The organism is Bacteroides sp. 2201st1_D9_2201SCRN_220225 (genome assembly GCF_040928965.1).
Taxonomy (GTDB): Bacteria; Bacteroidota; Bacteroidia; order Bacteroidales; family Bacteroidaceae; genus Bacteroides; species Bacteroides stercoris.
Window position 1 is genome coordinate 9,540 of sequence record NZ_JBCODG010000005.1, and the last position, 16,863, is coordinate 26,402.

The 16,863-nt window shown below is 48.8% G+C and carries 14 protein-coding genes; 4 read left to right on the plus strand and 10 right to left on the minus strand.

Going from position 1 to position 16,863, the window contains the following annotated elements; all coding sequences use genetic code 11:
- Nucleotides 1–2,590, minus strand: a 2,590-nt coding sequence (gene polA / locus AB5903_RS02435) for a DNA polymerase I (RefSeq protein ID WP_368117636.1), incomplete at its 3' end; no start/stop codon positions are given.
- An 86-nt stretch (nt 2,591–2,676) separates the two neighbouring features.
- Between polA and AB5903_RS02440 the strand changes: the two genes are divergently transcribed.
- Entirely contained in the window at nt 2,677–3,651 is a 975-nt protein-coding gene (locus tag AB5903_RS02440; protein WP_368117637.1) for a polyprenyl synthetase family protein, read from the plus strand.
- Nucleotides 3,652–3,801: 150 nt separating this feature from the next.
- Here AB5903_RS02440 and deoC read toward each other — a convergent pair whose 3' ends face one another.
- The 9 genes from deoC to AB5903_RS02485 form a co-directional block, all read right to left on the minus strand.
- Entirely contained in the window at nt 3,802–4,704 is a 903-nt protein-coding gene (gene deoC, locus AB5903_RS02445) for a deoxyribose-phosphate aldolase (RefSeq protein WP_005655828.1), read from the minus strand.
- The gene (locus AB5903_RS02450) at nt 4,694–5,029 is read right to left on the minus strand and encodes a nucleotide pyrophosphohydrolase (protein ID WP_005655830.1); all 336 of its coding nucleotides are present in this window, start codon (nt 5,027–5,029) and stop codon (nt 4,694–4,696) included. The genes deoC and AB5903_RS02450 overlap by 11 nt, the downstream gene beginning before the upstream one ends.
- Nucleotides 5,029–5,481: a D-aminoacyl-tRNA deacylase gene (gene dtd / locus AB5903_RS02455; protein ID WP_368117638.1), complete on the minus strand. Its 453-nt coding sequence runs from the start codon at nt 5,479–5,481 to the stop codon at nt 5,029–5,031. Before dtd ends, AB5903_RS02450 begins: the two co-directional genes overlap by 1 nt.
- Before the next feature lie 91 nt (nt 5,482–5,572).
- On the minus strand, nt 5,573–7,393 hold the full coding sequence (gene uvrC / locus AB5903_RS02460; protein WP_005655834.1) for an excinuclease ABC subunit UvrC: 1,821 nt from the start codon (nt 7,391–7,393) through the stop codon (nt 5,573–5,575).
- A gap of 97 nt (nt 7,394–7,490) precedes the next feature.
- Nucleotides 7,491–8,015 carry an adenine phosphoribosyltransferase gene (locus AB5903_RS02465; protein WP_005655836.1) on the minus strand — a complete coding sequence of 175 codons (525 nt, stop codon included), beginning with the start codon at nt 8,013–8,015 and terminating at the stop codon, nt 7,491–7,493.
- A 56-nt stretch (nt 8,016–8,071) separates the two neighbouring features.
- Nucleotides 8,072–9,964: a tRNA uridine-5-carboxymethylaminomethyl(34) synthesis enzyme MnmG gene (gene mnmG, locus AB5903_RS02470; RefSeq protein WP_040315934.1), complete on the minus strand. Its 1,893-nt coding sequence runs from the start codon at nt 9,962–9,964 to the stop codon at nt 8,072–8,074.
- Nucleotides 9,965–10,617: 653 nt separating this feature from the next.
- Nucleotides 10,618–11,031, minus strand: a complete 414-nt coding sequence (gene ybeY / locus AB5903_RS02475; RefSeq protein WP_005655843.1) for an rRNA maturation RNase YbeY — start codon at nt 11,029–11,031, stop codon at nt 10,618–10,620.
- Between the two features lie 16 nt (nt 11,032–11,047).
- The gene (locus AB5903_RS02480) at nt 11,048–12,280 is read right to left on the minus strand and encodes a nucleoside recognition domain-containing protein (RefSeq protein WP_272709807.1); all 1,233 of its coding nucleotides are present in this window, start codon (nt 12,278–12,280) and stop codon (nt 11,048–11,050) included.
- A 25-nt stretch (nt 12,281–12,305) separates the two neighbouring features.
- Nucleotides 12,306–13,310 (minus strand): M28 family metallopeptidase, encoded by a 1,005-nt coding sequence (locus AB5903_RS02485; RefSeq protein ID WP_272709806.1) that lies wholly within the window; start codon nt 13,308–13,310, stop codon nt 12,306–12,308.
- Nucleotides 13,311–13,444: 134 nt separating this feature from the next.
- Here AB5903_RS02485 and AB5903_RS02490 point away from each other — a divergent pair, with 134 nt between their 5' ends.
- The 3 genes from AB5903_RS02490 (at nt 13,445) to AB5903_RS02500 (ending at nt 16,861) form a co-directional block, all read left to right on the plus strand.
- Nucleotides 13,445–14,212, plus strand: coding sequence for a DNA alkylation repair protein (locus tag AB5903_RS02490; RefSeq protein WP_005655848.1), 768 nt, complete (start codon nt 13,445–13,447; stop codon nt 14,210–14,212).
- Between the two features lie 121 nt (nt 14,213–14,333).
- Complete coding sequence (gene ruvB / locus AB5903_RS02495; RefSeq protein ID WP_005655850.1) at nt 14,334–15,365, plus strand: Holliday junction branch migration DNA helicase RuvB; 1,032 nt, start codon at nt 14,334–14,336, stop codon at nt 15,363–15,365.
- 50 nt (nt 15,366–15,415) lie between these two features.
- Nucleotides 15,416–16,861, plus strand: coding sequence for a lipopolysaccharide biosynthesis protein (locus AB5903_RS02500; protein ID WP_272709805.1), 1,446 nt, complete (start codon nt 15,416–15,418; stop codon nt 16,859–16,861).
- The last annotated feature ends 2 nt before the right edge of the window (nt 16,862–16,863 follow it).

The window sequence follows — 16,863 nt, forward strand, 5'->3', positions numbered from 1 at the left end:
CTGCATAACCGCGTACTACGGCATTCCGTGAGTTGATGTCGGGCAGGAAGCGCTTGCGGTGGAAGATGGTTTCCACATATCCGTTTTCGCGCGCCACCTGTATGCTTCTGTCCATGTATTCCTTGACTTGCGGGTAGGTTTCAAAATACCCGTCTATCAGTTCTTTGGCTTCCTGACGGGGAACGTTCATACGCTCCGCCAGCCCGAAGACGGAGATGCCGTAGATGATGCCGAAGTTGGCTGTCTTGGCTTTGCGGCGCATATCGGCGGTTACGTCATTAATATCCACCTTATATATTTTGGCGGCAGTGGCGGCATGAATGTCATAACCGCTGAGGAAGGCATCAATCATATTCTTATCCTGGCTCAGATGTGCCATGATGCGCAGTTCGATCTGCGAGTAGTCGGCAGAGAAGAACTCGCATCCGTCATCGGGAATGAAGGCTTTGCGGATTTCCTTGCCGTCCTCGTCACGAATGGGTATGTTTTGCAGGTTCGGATTGCTTGAGCTGAGTCGTCCGGTAGCGGTTACCGCCTGGTTGAACGAGGTATGGATACGTCCCGTACGCGGATTTATCAGCTGGGGCAATGCATCGATGTAGGTACTTAGCAGCTTTTTCAGTCCGCGGTATTCAAGTATCTTACCGATGATTGCGTGTTTGTTCCGAAGGCTCTCGAGTACTTCCTCGGAAGTGACATACTGTCCGGTCTTGGTTTTTTTGGCTTTCTCTACGATTTTGAGTCTGTCAAACAACACTTCGCCTACCTGTTTGGGTGAGCCGATATTGAAGGTTTCGCCACCTGCCAGGGCATAGATTTCTTTTTCAATCTCCTGCAGGCGGAGCGTGAAATGCTCGGACGATTGTTTAAGCGCTTCCGTATCGATACGCACTCCGTTGCTTTCGATGTTGACGAGCACCGGTACGAGCGGCATCTCTATTTCGTAAAAGAGATGTTCGGCAGCGTGCTCTTTCAGTTCTTTTTCGAGTACGTTCTTCAGTTTCAGTGTAACGTCCGCATCTTCGCAAGCGTAGCGGTATACGTCTTCCGGCGGAAGATCGCGCATGTTCTTTTGGTTCTTGCCTTTGGCTCCTATAAGTTCGTCGATGTGGATGGTCTGGTAGTGCAGATAGATTTCGGCAAGGTAGTCCATGTTGTGCCGGAGCTCCGGTTGCAATACATAATGGGCAAGCATGGTGTCGAAAAGTTTTCCTTTTACCTGTACTCCGTAGTTTTGAAGGACAATCATATCGTACTTGATATTTTGTCCTACTTTCATGGAATTTTCATTTTCGTAAAGAGGGCGGAACTCATTGACGATTTTTAACGCTTCGTCACGATTTGCCGGAACGGGTACATAGTAAGCCCGGTTTTCGGCATCACTGAAGCTCATTCCCACCAGTTCCGCTTCCATCGGTTCGGTTCCGGTGGTTTCCGTATCTATTGAGAGAATTTCTTTTGTAAGTAACTTTTGAATAATTTTCTTTCTTTTTTCTTCTGTATCAATCAGTTGATAGTCTACATCGAGCATTTCTAAGCGCGTGAGAATCGAATTTTTTGCATCACCCGTCCCGTTGTCCGCAAAATTTGCAAACAAATCGCCTTGAACCGGAGCGTTGTTTCCGGAAGTTGTGCCGTCGGTGGGTTGGGCAAACAAAGTTCCCGCATAAGGATCGGGCGAAGCGGAACTGGAAGAAGAGGGAAGGGGAGAGACTGTCTTTTTCAGGACACGGTCGATGAGGGTACGAAATTCCAGCTCTTCGAAAATCTTGCGGAGCTCTTCTTCGTTCGGCTCTTCGCGGACGAGTGTGTTCATGTCGAGCTTGATAGGTACGTCCACTTTGATGGTTGCAAGGAATTTGGAGAAAGCAATCATTTCCCGGTTTGCCTCTACTTTGGTTTTAAGCGCACCTTTCAGCCGGTCGGTATGGGCAAGCAGGTTTTCGATGCTGCCGAATTCAGCCACCAGCTTTTGTGCGGTTTTCTCTCCCACGCCCGGACAGCCGGGGATGTTATCGGAAGAGTCGCCCATCAGTCCCAGCATGTCGATGACTTGCTCTGTGGACTGGATATCGAACTTCGCTTTTATCTCCTCGATGCCCATGACTTCGAATCCGCCGCTGTGTTTGGGGCGGTACATGAATACATTCTCCGACACCAGTTGGCCGTAGTCTTTGTCGGGCGTCATCATGTAGGTGACAATACCTTGTCTGCCGGCTTCGGTGGCAAGCGTGCCTATTACGTCATCGGCTTCATAACCGGGCACTTCCAGGATAGGAATGCGGTAGGCACGGATAATATCCTTTATAATAGGTACGGAAAGACGGATGGCCTCGGGAGTCTCTTCCCGTTGCGCTTTGTATTGTTCGTAAGCCTCGTGGCGGAATGTAGGTCCCGAAGGGTCGAAAGCTACTCCTATATGTGTGGGATTTTCCTTTTTCAGCACCTCTTCCAGGGTGTTCACAAACCCCAGAATGGCAGAAGTGTTGAATCCTTTGGAGTTGATTCGCGGATTTTTGATGAACGCGTAATAAGCACGGTATATCAATGCGTAGGCATCAAGCAAGAAAAGTTTATCGGTTGAATTCATATATTTATCCTTTTTTTCATGGTAAAAGTACAAAAAAATACCGTATTAACCGTTTTATTACTATTTTTGTGCTCAAATAGCGATGTATGGACAGTATATCCTTCATAAAATCCCCGATTTCTGCGGAGTTGGAAGACTTCAAAAAGCATTTTGATAGTTGCCTTTCCAGTTCTAACCTTTTGCTGAACAGCGTGATTGCGCATATACGGCAGAAGAATGGGAAGATGATGCGCCCGATTCTGGTTTTGCTTGCGGCGAAGCTGTACAATGAGATTTGTCCGGCAACGCTTCATGCTGCGGTTGCCTTGGAGCTGCTGCATACGGCAAGCCTGGTGCATGACGATGTGGTGGACGAGAGTACCGAACGCCGGGGGCAGCTCTCCGTGAATGCCGTTTTTAATAATAAGGTGGCGGTGCTTACGGGAGATTATTTACTGGCAACGGCTTTGGTGGAAGTGGGGATGACGCGCAATTACGGCATTATCGATATTGTTTCGAAGCTGGGACAGGATTTGGCAGAAGGGGAGCTGTTGCAGCTTTCCAATGTCAGCAATCCCGAATATTCCGAGGATATTTACTTTGATGTCATCCGTAAGAAGACGGCCGTACTGTTTGCCGCATGCATGAAAGCGGGTGCGCTTTCGGTGGGAGCTGGCGATGAAAAGGCGGAATGTGCACGTCTCTTTGGCGAATACATCGGTCTTTGCTTTCAAATCAAGGATGATATATTCGATTACTACGAAAGCAAGGAAATCGGCAAACCTACCGGCAATGATATGCTGGAAGGAAAGCTGACCTTACCTGCACTTTATGCCCTTAATTCAACCCGCGACAAGCAGGCACAGGAGATTGCCGCGAAAGTAAAGAGCGGAACGGCTACAACTGATGAAATAGCCCGATTGATCGAGTTTTCCAAGGCAAACGGCGGCATTGAATACGCTACGAAAGTTATGATTGAGTTTAAGGAAAAGGCACTTTCGTTATTAGCTTCCATGGAAGATACGGATGTCAAGAAAGCGCTTGTTTGCTATCTTGATTATGTAGTGGAACGCGAAAAATAAGTTTGTTTTTTATACAATAAAGACGGAATATCTATCAAAGTTTCTTTTATATCCCGTCATTCAAAAACGAAGCGAAGAACTTTTTCTCCTTATATAGAGAGCAGGTTCTTCGCTTTGTTTTATATAACGGATATATCAACCGTATTCCTCTTAAAAGAACTTCATTTCTTCACCTTTGATTTCCGACAGCAGGAGATTTGCCAGACGGCTGGTTCCCAAACGGAACAATCCGTTGTTCAGCCATTCTTCGCCCAGCACTTCTTTTACAATGGTGTAGTAGATGAGCGCATCGTTTACGCAGTTGATGCCGCCTGCCGGTTTGAAACCTATCTTGTTGCCCGTCAAGGCATGGTATTCCTTAATAGCCTGACACATTACGTAGGCTGCTTCCGGAGTGGCGGCAGGCTGCTGTTTGCCGGTGGAAGTCTTGATGAAATCGGCTCCGGCATACATGGATAGGATAGAGGCCTTTTTGATATTGGCTGCCGTTTTCAGCGCGCCGGTCTCCAGGATTACCTTCAGGTGATGCTCCTTGCAGGTGGCTTTCAGCTCCTGTATCTCATCGCACATGGTTTCATAGTCGCCGCTCAGGAACTTTCCTACGGAGATTACAATGTCTATCTCATCCGCGCCTTCCATGATTGCCATGGCGGTTTCGGCTACTTTTACTTCTATGAAAGTCTGTGAAGAGGGGAAACCTGCCGATACGCAGGCTATCTTTACGTCTTCCACTTCCAGCGTATCCTTTACTACTTCCGCAAAGTTGGGATATACGCAGATGGCCGCTACGTTCTTCAAATCGGGAAATTCTTCGTCAAACTGGTTTACCTTTTGGGTGAATTTCATGACGCTTTCATCGCTGTCCGTACTGTTGAGCGTGGTCAGGTCGATGCAGTTGAACAGGAACTTCTTTACTTCCGGAGTATTGTTTGCAGGGACTTTCTCTGCGATTATTCCGGCTACTTCCGCTGCCACTTCCGCATCATTCAAATTGGTGTTGTACTTCGCCAGAGCGGCATCGTACTTGCTCTGTGTAGATTCGTTATTCTCCATGGTCGGATAATTTAGGATTATTGATATGTCTTGCCTGGTCGCGTTTGGTTTTCTTCTCGATGCTGCGTGCAAATGCTTCGGTGATGTCTACACCGGTCTGGTTGGCAATGCAGAGAAGTACCCAAAGGACGTCCGCGATTTCTTCTTCAACGTTGTCTTTCTCTCCTTCCTTAAAAGACTGGTCGCCGTATTTGCGTGCCATAACTCGTGCCAGCTCGCCGACTTCTTCGGTCAATACGGCCATATTGGTGAGCTCGCTGAAGTAACGTACTCCGTATTTTTTTATCCAGGAGTCCACTTCTTGTTGTGCTTCTTTTAACGTCATTATTCCTTGTTTTTTGTATCCATACAGATGGTCACAGGGCCATCGTTCACTAATTCTACTTTCATATCGGCTCCAAATTCGCCGGTACCTATCTCTTTACCTAATGCAAAACTCAATTCCTTGCAGAATTGTTCGTACAGCGGAATGGATATTTCCGGTTTTGCCGCCCGTATGTAAGAGGGGCGATTGCCTTTCCTGGTAGATGCGTGCAGCGTAAACTGGCTGATTACCAATATCTCACCGTCAATGTCGAGTATGGATTTATTCATAACGCCATTCTCGTCGTCAAAAACACGCAGGTTGACAATCTTTTTACACAACCAGTCGATGTCTTCCTTGCCGTCCGTCTCCTCTATGCCTACCAATATCATAAATCCTTTGCGGATGGCGGACTTACAGGTTCCGTTGATTGTGACAGACGCATGCCCGGTACGTTGTATAACTACTCTCATGTTTTAGTCCTAAAAAATTATTTTGCAGGTTGCAAAGTTACGAATAAATTCGTGATTGCCGCGGTGTGGGACAAGAATTTGTATTGAAGGACTATTTGTCTGTGAAATAGTCCTTTATGATTTTCGCTTTCGCCTCTCCAATCACTTTGACAATATCTTCCGCCGATGCCTCCTTGATTCGTTTTACGCTTTTGAACTCCTTTAGCAGAGCGTTCTTTGTCTTTTCTCCAATCCCTTTTATCTCGTCTAAGGCCGAAGCTATCTGCCGCTTGCTGCGCTTGTCGCGGTGGAAGGTAATGGCAAACCTGTGTACCTCGTCCTGTATTTGCGTCAGCAGACGGAAAAGGGGAGAGTTTTGTTTCAGTCCGATGGTCTGCGGCGGGAAACCGTATAGCAGTTCCGATGTGCGGTGTTTCCCGTCTTTGGCAAGTCCGGCAATGGGGATGTCAAGGTTCAGTTCGTCGACAACCTCTTTTACGGCGCTCATTTGCCCTTTTCCGCCGTCGGTGATAAGAAGGTCGGGCAGGGGGGCGTTCTCCTCGATAGCGCGCTGATAACGCCGTTTTACAACCTCTTTCATGGATGTATAGTCATCCGGTCCTTCCACGGTCTTGATGTTATACTTCCGGTAGTCTTTCTTGGACGGCTTTCCTTTGATGAAGACAACGCATCCGGCAACAGGATCCGAGCCTTGGATGTTGGAGTTGTCGAAACACTCTATCCGCATAGGCAGCCTGTCGAGGTGCAATTCTTGCTGGATTTCCTTTAAAAGGCGTACCGTGCGTTGTTCCGGATTCAGCTTTTCCGCTTGTTTCAGACGGTCGGCCTTGTATTGTTTAACGTTAAGGATGGAGAGTTCAAGCAATTTCTTCTTGTCACCGCGTTGCGGGATGGTAAAGATAACGTCTTTAAGCTCCATGTCCAGCTCAAAGGGCACGATGATTTCGCGGGAAAGGCTCTTGTACCGTTCGCGCATCTCGATAATGCCCAGTGACAGGAGCTCTTCTTTCGTTTCGTTCAGCCGTTTCTTGTACTCAAAGGTGAAAGCCTGGTTGATAGCCCCGTTCGTGATATGCAGATAGTTGATGAATGCGGACTTTTCATCGGTGTCTTCCTCGATGGAGAACACGTCGATATTGTGCAATACGTTGCTTACCACTTCCGATTTGGAACGGTAATTTTCCAGCAGCAGATACTTTTCCTTGATTTTCTGCGCCTCTTCAAACTTCATTTCCGCCGCAAGCTCCTGCATCTGCTGATACAGCATCCGCTCTATCTCCTGGGTATTTCCCTTGAGTATTTCCTTTATTTCGGCAATGTTTTTGAGGTATTCTTCCTGATTCTGCTTGCCTATGCAGGGGCCTGCGCAGTTCTTGATGTGGTATTCCAGGCATACATTGAACTTCCCTGCCCGGATGTTTTCGGGCGAGAGATTCAAGTTGCAGGTGCGTAGCGGGTACAAATGCTTGATGAGGTCGAGCACTGCATACATGGATGGTATGTGGCTGTACGGGCCGTAGTAGGAAGAACCGTTGCGTATGATTCTCCGCGTCTTGAATACGCGGGGGAAATATTCGTTCTGCACGCAGATGGACGGGTAGGTCTTGTCGTCTTTCAGCAGTACGTTGTAACGGGGTTTGTATTTCTTGATAAGATTGTTCTCCAGCAGCAAGGCATCCTCTTCCGTGTTGACCACGATATACCGGATATCTGCAATCTTGCTCACCAGTACCCGTGTCTTTCCCGGTTCATGTTCTCTGTTGAAGTAGGAAGAGACCCGGCGCTTCAGGTTTTTTGCTTTCCCTACGTATATAATCGTTCCCTCGGCATTCAGATATTGGTAAATACCGGGACTTTCGGGAAGGTTCAGAACGATACCCTTCAGGTAATCATTTGTTTTTAGTTCGTCCATATCGTAAGAAAAAGGTGGTAAAGCAATACGCTGCCAAGAGCATGCGGCGATACATTCTCATGCAGCGATGTGATTGCTTTACCACCCGGTTGTTTCTTTAGAGTGTCAATACCGATTCTACATCTACATCTTTGCTGAATATATCCTTTCCATGCAACTCTTTCAATTCGATAATGAAGTTTACATATACCTTTTTAGGGTTCAGTTTCTTCACCAGTTTGCAGGCTGCTTCCATTGTTCCGCCCGTAGCCAGAAGGTCGTCGTGCAGCAATACTACATCGTCCGGCTCAATGGCATCCTTGTGGATTTGTACCGTATCTTTGCCGTACTCTTTGTCGTAGCTTTCTTCGATTGTTTCCGCAGGCAACTTTCCGGGCTTGCGCATGGGTACGAATCCTGCACCTAAGCGGGTGGCGAGAATGGGGCCCATGATGAAGCCTCTGGATTCTATACCTACCACTTTGGTTATCCCTTTATCCTTGTACATTTCATACAAGGTGTCTGAAAGTTCTTGCAGCGCCGACGGGTTTTTAAACAGAGTGGTCACATCGTAGAATAAAATCCCGGGGATGGGGAAGTCGGGAATTTCCCGAATGGTCTTGGCAAGTGTTTCTTTGCTCATAATCAGTTTATTTAATACGTTTATTGAATTCTTTGTTTCACGTGGAACGTTGCCCCTTATCGCCCGCAAAGCACCAGCAGCACGTTGATATCGCTGGGAGACACTCCCGGGATTCGGCTTGCCTGGGCTATCGTTTCCGGATCTATCTTCACCAGCTTCTGGCGGGCTTCGGTAGAAAGAGACTGGATGGAATTATAGTCGAACCTTCCTTTAATCTTTATGCTTTCCAGCCGTGCCAGTTTGTCTGCTATGATTCGCTCGCGTCCGATATAGCCTTCGTACTTAATAAGTATTTCCGCAGCTTCGACTATTTCGTCTCTTCTGTCTGCAACTTTATCCTGTTCCGTAATCTTGTCCAGTTCCCGACGGAAAGCGCTGACATGTTCTGCCATGTTTTCCAAGGTTACTTGCGGACGGTTTATTAAGTCTACCAGCTTGCATCCCTGGCGGAGCGGGGTAGTGCCGAGCTGTTCCAGCACCGGGTTGATTAATGCCGGTTTCATCGAATAACTCCGGGTGAACTCTATGATGCTTGTAACGGCTTCGCGCTTGCTCTTTAATAGTTCGTAGCGGTCTTCTTTGGCAAGTCCCAGTTTCCAGGCTCTTTCGGTTAGCCTCATATCGGCATCGTCCATTCGGAGCAGGATGCGGTATTCCGCACGTGAAGTAAACATGCGGTAAGGCTCATCGACGCCTTTGGTAACCAAATCGTCGATTAATACGCCTATATAGGCTTCGTCGCGTGCCAGGGTGAACGGTTCTCCGCCGTGGCAGTTGATATGCGCGTTGATACCTGCAATGATTCCTTGTCCGGCAGCTTCTTCGTAGCCGGTCGTTCCGTTTACTTGTCCGGCAAAGAATAGGTTCTTGATTTTCTTCGTTTCCAACGTATGTTTCAGTTGGGTGGGATCAAAGTAATCGTATTCTATTGCGTAGCCGGGGCGGTAAATCACCAGGTCGCGGAATGCTGGAATCTTTTTCAGCGCTGCAATCTGTATGTCCATCGGCAGGGAAGAAGAGAAGCCGTTCAGGTAAAGTTCCTGCGTCGTTTCACCTTCCGGTTCCAGGAAAAGCTGGTGCTGTTCCTTGTCGGGGAAGGTTACGATTTTGGTTTCTATACTGGGGCAATAGCGGGGCCCTATGCTTTGAATCTGCCCGTTGAAAAGGGGAGAATCAGGCAGCCCTTCACGAAGGATGCGGTGTGTTTCCTCATTGGTGAAGCAAGTCCAGCACGGCAGTTGCTTCAGGTGGCGTACGCCGTTGTTCATAAAGGAGAATTTATGGAAGTCGTTTTCCCCTTCCTGAATCTCCATATCTTCGTAATGCACGCTCCGTCCGTCGATGCGTACGGGGGTTCCCGTTTTCATTCGTCCGTATGTGATGCCGTGCCGGGCGATGGATTCGGTCAGTTGGTAAGATGCGGGTTCTGCCATGCGCCCGCCCGGAAGCATGGTGCGCCCTACGTGCATCAGTCCGTTCAGGAAAGTTCCGGCAGTCAGTACAACGCATTTGGCGCGGAAGGTCACTCCCCAAACGGTGGTGAGTCCGGTTACCTCGCCGTTTTCAACGAGGATTTCCTGTACGGTGTCCTGCCAGATGTGCAGGTTGGGAATATTCTCCAGAATCTCGCGCCATGTCCAGATGAATTTGTTGCGGTCGCACTGCGCGCGCGGACTCCACATGGCGGGGCCTTTGGAGCGGTTCAATATGCGGAACTGGATAGCCGTTTTATCGGTTACCAATCCCATATATCCGCCTAAGGCGTCTATTTCGCGTACAATCTGTCCTTTGGCAATACCTCCTACGGCAGGGTTACAACTCATCTGTCCTATCTTATTCATGTCCATTGTGATAAGACAGGTCTTTGAACCCAGGTTTGCGGCGGCGGCAGCGGCTTCACAGCCGGCATGTCCGGCGCCGATTACGATAACGTCATACTTAAACTCCATTCGTTCAATCTCTTTTAAAACCATGCAAAGTTACTAAAAAGTTATTTTGTAGCCGCGATTTATCTCCTTTCCTTGTGAATTCTTAGGAAATACCTCGCGGGTTTCTTTCTGTTTTGCCTGTATGTAATCTCCTTTCACCTTGTATATAATCTCTTATTCGTTTAAGGGAAATATCCGAAAGGCAGGTTCTTTTCTTCGTCCCGCAGTTGCGGGACGGACGGTTGCCGGCTGCGGGCCCGGCAGCCCGCAATTGGCAACCGCGGAGCCTGCAATTGGAAAACGAAGAAAGTAACGTGGTAAAGCGGTATTATATACGGTGCGAAACAAAGAAAAGAAAGAGGGAATGGAACATTTATCTACGGGATTAGCTTCCCGATTGCCCGTATAAAATCTTTTCAGACCTCGGAAATCGTTGAAAAAGTTGCTTATATGGAATTTCTGATTATTGGGTTAATGCATTGACCCATAGTGCATAGCCTGTTTTTGAGGGTGACGACCGATTGTTTGTCATCACCCTTATCATGTTGGTCGTCACATCCGCAATCCCTCTCTGGTAAAGGGATGCGAGGTGGTTAGTGACGAGTGACGAGAGATTGTGCAAAAAAACGATAGGGGGGAGAGTTGAACTTTGCTTGCCGATACGCCTTTTGATTTTATCGCATGGCGAGCGCCTTGTTTTCGGCGGCTTCCATGATTTCCCGTTCTCCCGGTCCTTTGTCGTTAATGCCGCAAAGGTGCAGGATGCCGTGGATGATGACGCGGTACAGCTCCCGTTCGTAGTCATTGCCGGCAAACTGTTCGGCGTTGGTGCGTACCGTATCCAGGCTGATGAAGAGGTCGCCGCTCAGGCGGTTGCCTTCGCAGTAGTCGAAAGTGATGATGTCCGTGTAGTAATCGTGCTGAAGGTACTGTCGGTTCACTTCGAGGATTTTCTCGTCCGAACAGAAGATGTAGGCTATTTCGCCGATTCTCTTGTTGTAGGTGGCGGCAACGGCTTTGATCCATTCCGTTGTTTCGCGCTTCTTGATTGCGGGCATTTCGATGCCGTCTGTCTGATAACTTATCATACTATTTCCAGTTTTTTTAAAAGAAGAATATATAGCTGATGATGATAGCGGCGATGATACCGGAAAAGTCGGCTATCAGGCCGCAGGTGATGGCGTTGCGGGTTTTCGTGATGCCTACGCTGCCGAAGTAGACGGCAAGGATGTAGAACGTGGTATCCGAGGCGCCGCGTGCCACGCAGCTCATGCGGCCGACAAAAGAGTCGGCGCCGTATTGCTTCATTGTATCAATCATCAGTCCGTTGGCCCCGCTGCCGCTTAACGATTTCATCAATGCAGTGGGCAGCGCACCTACAAACTCGGTGTCCGCTCCGGATAGTCCGACGATGTAACCGATGCCGTTTACGATGATATCCATCGCTCCCGAAGTGCGGAAAACGGCGATTCCAACGAGGAATGCCACCAGATAGGGAACGATGCGTATGGCGGTTGTAAATCCTTCCTTGGCGCCTTCGATGAAAGCATCGTACACATTAATCTTTTTCCATAATCCCCACAGGATGAAAAGCAGGATGATGGTAAAGAGAATGATGTTGGCAACCAGCGTGGAGTAAACGCCCATTTCTTCGCGGCTTACTTGGGTGAACAGGTAAATAAGCCCGGAGAAGAACAGGCTGATGCAACCGATCAGAATAAGAATGGGTTTGTTCAGCAGGTTTATCCGTTGCGCAATGCTGACGGCGGTGACACCGACAATGGTAGAGATGGCGGTAGTAATCAGCGTAGGGATGAAAATGTCCGTAGGCTGCGCAGCGCCCATTTGCGAGCGGTACATCATGATGCTGACGGGTATCAGTATCAACCCGGATGTGTTCATTACCAGAAACATAATCATCGGGTTGGTAGCGGTATCTTTTTTCGGATTCAGCTCCTGAAGCTCTTTCATGGCTTTCAGTCCCATCGGGGTGGCGGCATTGTCCAACCCCAGCATGTTGGCGGAAAGGTTCATGAAGATGGAACCCATGGCGGGGTGTCCTTGGGGAATTTCCGGGAAGAGGCGGCAGAACACGGGACTCAGCCAGCGCGAAAGCGCGTTTATCATACCGCTGTTCTCGCCGATTTTCATGATGCCCAGCCATAAGGATAGAATGCCGGTGAGCCCCAGTGATATTTCGAATGCGGTCTTGGATGAGTCGAATGTGGAGTTGACAAGTTCCGTAAATATTTCCGTATCTCCCATAAACAGGAGTTTGCAGAGCGCTACAATGAAGGCGATTACGAAAAATGCTACCCAGATGTAATTTAAAACCATGTGTCCTTACTCTTCTTCTTAAATATTAATAGTTGCTTTCGTTGGCAAGATTCCATACGTTGAGGAAGGATGCCTTGGTTATCTCCACGACTTTTTCCCAGTTCAGTAATGCGGCGTGGTCTGACGGCTGGTGATAGTCGGGATGGCCGTCGGTGTGATACCAGATGACGGGGATGCCGGAACGGGCGAACGAGGCATTGTCGCTTCCGCCCACGGGGTTGTCCCAGGGACGGTAGTCGGGTTGCAGTTGCAGTTCGTAGCGGGTGATGTCCCGTTTCAGCCATTCGCCGAAGGCAGGATGGGCAGCTGTGTAGAAGTAGACTACGTGCTGCGGTTGTTCGGGCTTGTTGTTACGCCCTATCATGTCGAAGTTGAGATAACCCTTTATCTGTTTGAGAAACGGACAGTGCTGTACGAAATGTTTTGAACCTAGCAATCCTTTTTCCTCGCCGTCCCAAAAGGCGAAGATAACATTTCTCAGCGGCTTTTCTCCGCTGAGGGCAAATGCACGTGCTATCTGCAATACGGCGGAGACGCCGGATGCGTTATCGTCCGCACCGTTGTATATCTTATCGTCCGCCAGCGTTTCGTCTACGCCCAGGTGGTCGAAGTGAGCGCCTACAATGACATATTCATCGCTGCGCTTGCCGGGAATGTATGCCAGCACATTATCCATTTTCAGGGAACGGTGTGTGCCTTGTTTCAGTACGGCAACGGAGTCGGGGTGTACCTGCCAGCGTCCGCGTTGCTGCCTTTCCTTGGCGTATGCCTTGAAAGGCTGGTAATAGCCGTTCTTGTCCAAAGGGCGGATACCGGCTTCTTTCAGGCAGGATACGATGTAGCGGGCTGCTACCCGCGAACCATGCATGCCTGCTTCGCGTCCTTGCAGTTCGTCATCGGCCAGAAACTCCACAATGGCTTCTGCGGAAGTACGGTTGATGCTTTGCAATCCTTTTTCGAGCGGTGACTGTGCATGTAGCGACAGGGCGGAAAACAGGAAACAGGCGGTTCCTAAAAATACTTTATGCATGGTGTTCCGTTTTTAGTGACTAAAGTGTGTATCTGTTGCAAAATTAAAGATAACTTTTCATAGTTTCTATAGATTTGTCGTATTTTTGTCTGCTGGCAAGATAATTCAAGTACATGTAAATCAAACGGTGAGTGATGAGAAAAAGGAAAATCCCATTGGCAGGTACGCTGCAGAATAATCCGATTTCAACGGAAGAAATAGCGGATATTGCCGCAGATATCCAAAGGGAATTGGAGACGTATGCCGATCCGGTAAAAAGGGAATATCTTCCCCGTTTCTTCAAGACGGGAAAGGGAGAATACGGCGAGGGCGATAAATTTCTGGGTGTAGTGGTTCCGAATACCCGCACGGTGGCGAAGCAACACAAGGATGCTCCGTTTGCTGTAATGGCGGAACTGCTGCAAAGCCAGTGGCACGAGTGCCGGCTTTGCGCTTTGCTGATGCTGGTGGAGCGTTTTAAGAAAAGCGGTGAAAAGGAAAGGAAGCTTATTTATGACTTCTACCTTTCGCAGACGGCACGTATCAACAACTGGGATTTGGTAGACTTGTCTGCTCCGGGTATCGTGGGGGAATATCTGAAAGACAAATCCCGCGACGACCTTTATCGCCTGGCAGACGGTGCGTTGCTCTGGGAGCAACGCATTGCGGTGGTTTCTACTTATACGCTTATCAAAAACGGTGATTTCACCGATATTCTGGCGCTTTCGGAACGGTTGCTGCACCATCCGCACGATTTGATGCGGAAAGCGGTGGGCTGGATGCTGCGTGAGATGGGAAAGAGGGATAAGGATTTGCTGGTGCAGTTTCTTGAGAAACACAGCAAGGTGATGCCGCGGACAATGCTGCGCTATGCCATAGAGAAATTCCCGGAAGAAGAAAGGAAGGAGTTTATGAAACGTTGAAAGATTTCTTTATCTTTGTCCGGAAGCGGAGATAAGCGGCATTTCGATATAAAAAAGAATGGATTCATTTTATTCTGCTCTCGGTTTGCACTATCTTTGTCGTTGTATAGATTGAATTTTAATGGAACAAGAAGATTTTAACATACGCGAGCATCAGCTCACCAGCAAGGAGCGTGACTTCGAGAACGCTCTCCGCCCTTTGAACTTCGAGGATTTCAGCGGACAGGATAAGGTGGTTGATAATTTGCGCATTTTCGTGAAGGCTGCCCGTCTCAGGGGCGAGGCCCTGGACCATGTGTTGCTTCACGGTCCTCCCGGATTGGGAAAGACCACACTTTCCAACATTATAGCCAATGAATTGGGAGTAGGTTTCAAGATTACTTCCGGTCCGGTGCTCGACAAGCCGGGCGACCTGGCAGGCGTACTCACCAGCCTGGAGCCGAACGATGTGCTTTTCATCGACGAGATACATCGGCTGAGTCCCGTAGTGGAAGAGTATCTGTATTCGGCAATGGAAGACTACCGCATCGACATCATGATAGACAAAGGTCCGTCGGCACGAAGCATACAGATTGATTTGAATCCGTTTACGCTGGTGGGGGCCACCACCCGCAGCGGTTTGCTGACGGCTCCGCTACGTGCCCGTTTCGGCATCAATCTCCATCTGGAGTATTATGACGATGATGTGCTGAGCGGTATTATCCGCCGTTCGGCAAGCATATTGGATGTACCCTGCTCCACAAGAGCCGCTTCGGAAATCGCAAGCCGCAGCCGCGGTACGCCGCGTATCGCCAATGCCTTGCTGCGTCGCGTGAGGGACTTTGCACAGGTGAAAGGTTCAGGCAGCATCGATACGGAAATCGCCAATTTCGCACTCGAGGCGCTTAACATTGACAAGTACGGACTGGATGAGATAGACAATAAGATACTTTGTACGATTATCGATAAGTTCAAGGGCGGTCCGGTGGGACTTACAACCATCGCTACGGCCTTGGGAGAAGATGCGGGAACCATCGAAGAAGTTTATGAACCGTTCCTGATAAAGGAAGGCTTCCTGAAACGCACTCCCCGCGGTCGTGAAGTAACTGAACTGGCCTATAAACATTTGGGGCGGAGCCTCTACAATAGCCAGAAGACGTTATTTAATGATTGACGCTTATTGATAAGCAACCGGTTAGAGAGTATAATAAAACACTGAATAACGTGGCTGGATTGAAATCATTGGCAAAAGAAACTGCCATTTACGGGTTGAGCAGTATTGTGGGGCGTTTCCTCAACTATCTGTTAGTGCCCGTATACACCATGGCCTTGTCTGCACAGTCGGGGGGCTATGGCGTTGTGACTAATATCTATGCGTGGGTGGCACTGTTGCTGGTGCTGCTGACGTGCGGCATGGAAACGGGCTTTTTCCGCTTTGCCAATAAAGGAGAGGACGACCCGATGCGGGTGTATTCCACAACATTGCTCAGCGTAGGCATCGGTGCGCTGATATTCCTTACGCTGGGACTGCTGTTTCTTCAACCGGTTGCCGACTGGCTGGAATACGGAGAGCATCCCTGGTACGTGGGAATGATGATGATTGTAGTGGCGATGGATGCCATTCAAAGCATTCCTTTCGCTTATCTGCGCTATAAGAAACGGCCCGTCAAGTTTGCAGCGCTCAAACTGCTGTTCATCTTCCTGAACATAGCCTTGAACCTGATTTATTATGTCTGGATGAAGGGCGATGATGTGGCGTATGCCTTCCTCTTCAATCTTGTGTGCACTTCTACCATCATGCTGTGCATGATACCCGAATTGCGCGGTTTCGCTTATGTGCTGGACAGGAAACTGCTGAAGCGGATGCTTGCTTATAGCCTGCCGTTGCTGGTGTTGGGCATTGCGGGCATCCTGAATCAGGTGGCGGACAAGATTATCTTTCCCTTTGTCTACCCCGACCAGGCGGAAGCCACCGTACAACTCGGCATCTATGGAGCCGCCAGCAAGATTGCCATGGTGATGGCGATGCTGACACAGGCTTTCCGCTACGCCTACGAGCCTTTTGTATTCGGCAAGAGCCGCGATAAGGACAACAAGCAGGTGTATGCGCAGGCCATGAAGTTCTTTATCATCTTTACACTGGTGGCTTTTCTGGCAGTGATGTTCTATCTGGATATTCTCCGCTACATCATCGGCCGCGACTATTGGCCGGGGTTGCGTGTTGTGCCCATTGTAATGGCTGCGGAAATCTTCATGGGAATTTATTTCAATCTCTCTTTCTGGTACAAGCTGATTGACGAAACGCGTTGGGGAGCTTATTTCTCACTGATAGGATGCACGATTCTGGTGGTGATGAATATCTTTTTAATTCCGAAGTTCGGGTATATGGCTTGCGCATGGGCCGGATTTACGGGTTACGGCGTTGCGATGCTGCTCTCTTATTTTGTCGGTCAGAAGAAATACCCGATTCAGTACGATTTAAAGTCGATAGGGTGCTATGTGCTGTTGGCTGCGGTGCTTTATGTGGCTGCGGAATGTGTACCTATTGAAAACATCTGTCTGCGTATGACGTTCCGTACGCTGTTGTTATGCCTGTTTATAGCCTATATTATAAAGCGTGATTTGCCGCTTAGTCAAATACCTGTTATCAATCGTTTTATCCGAAAATAGAA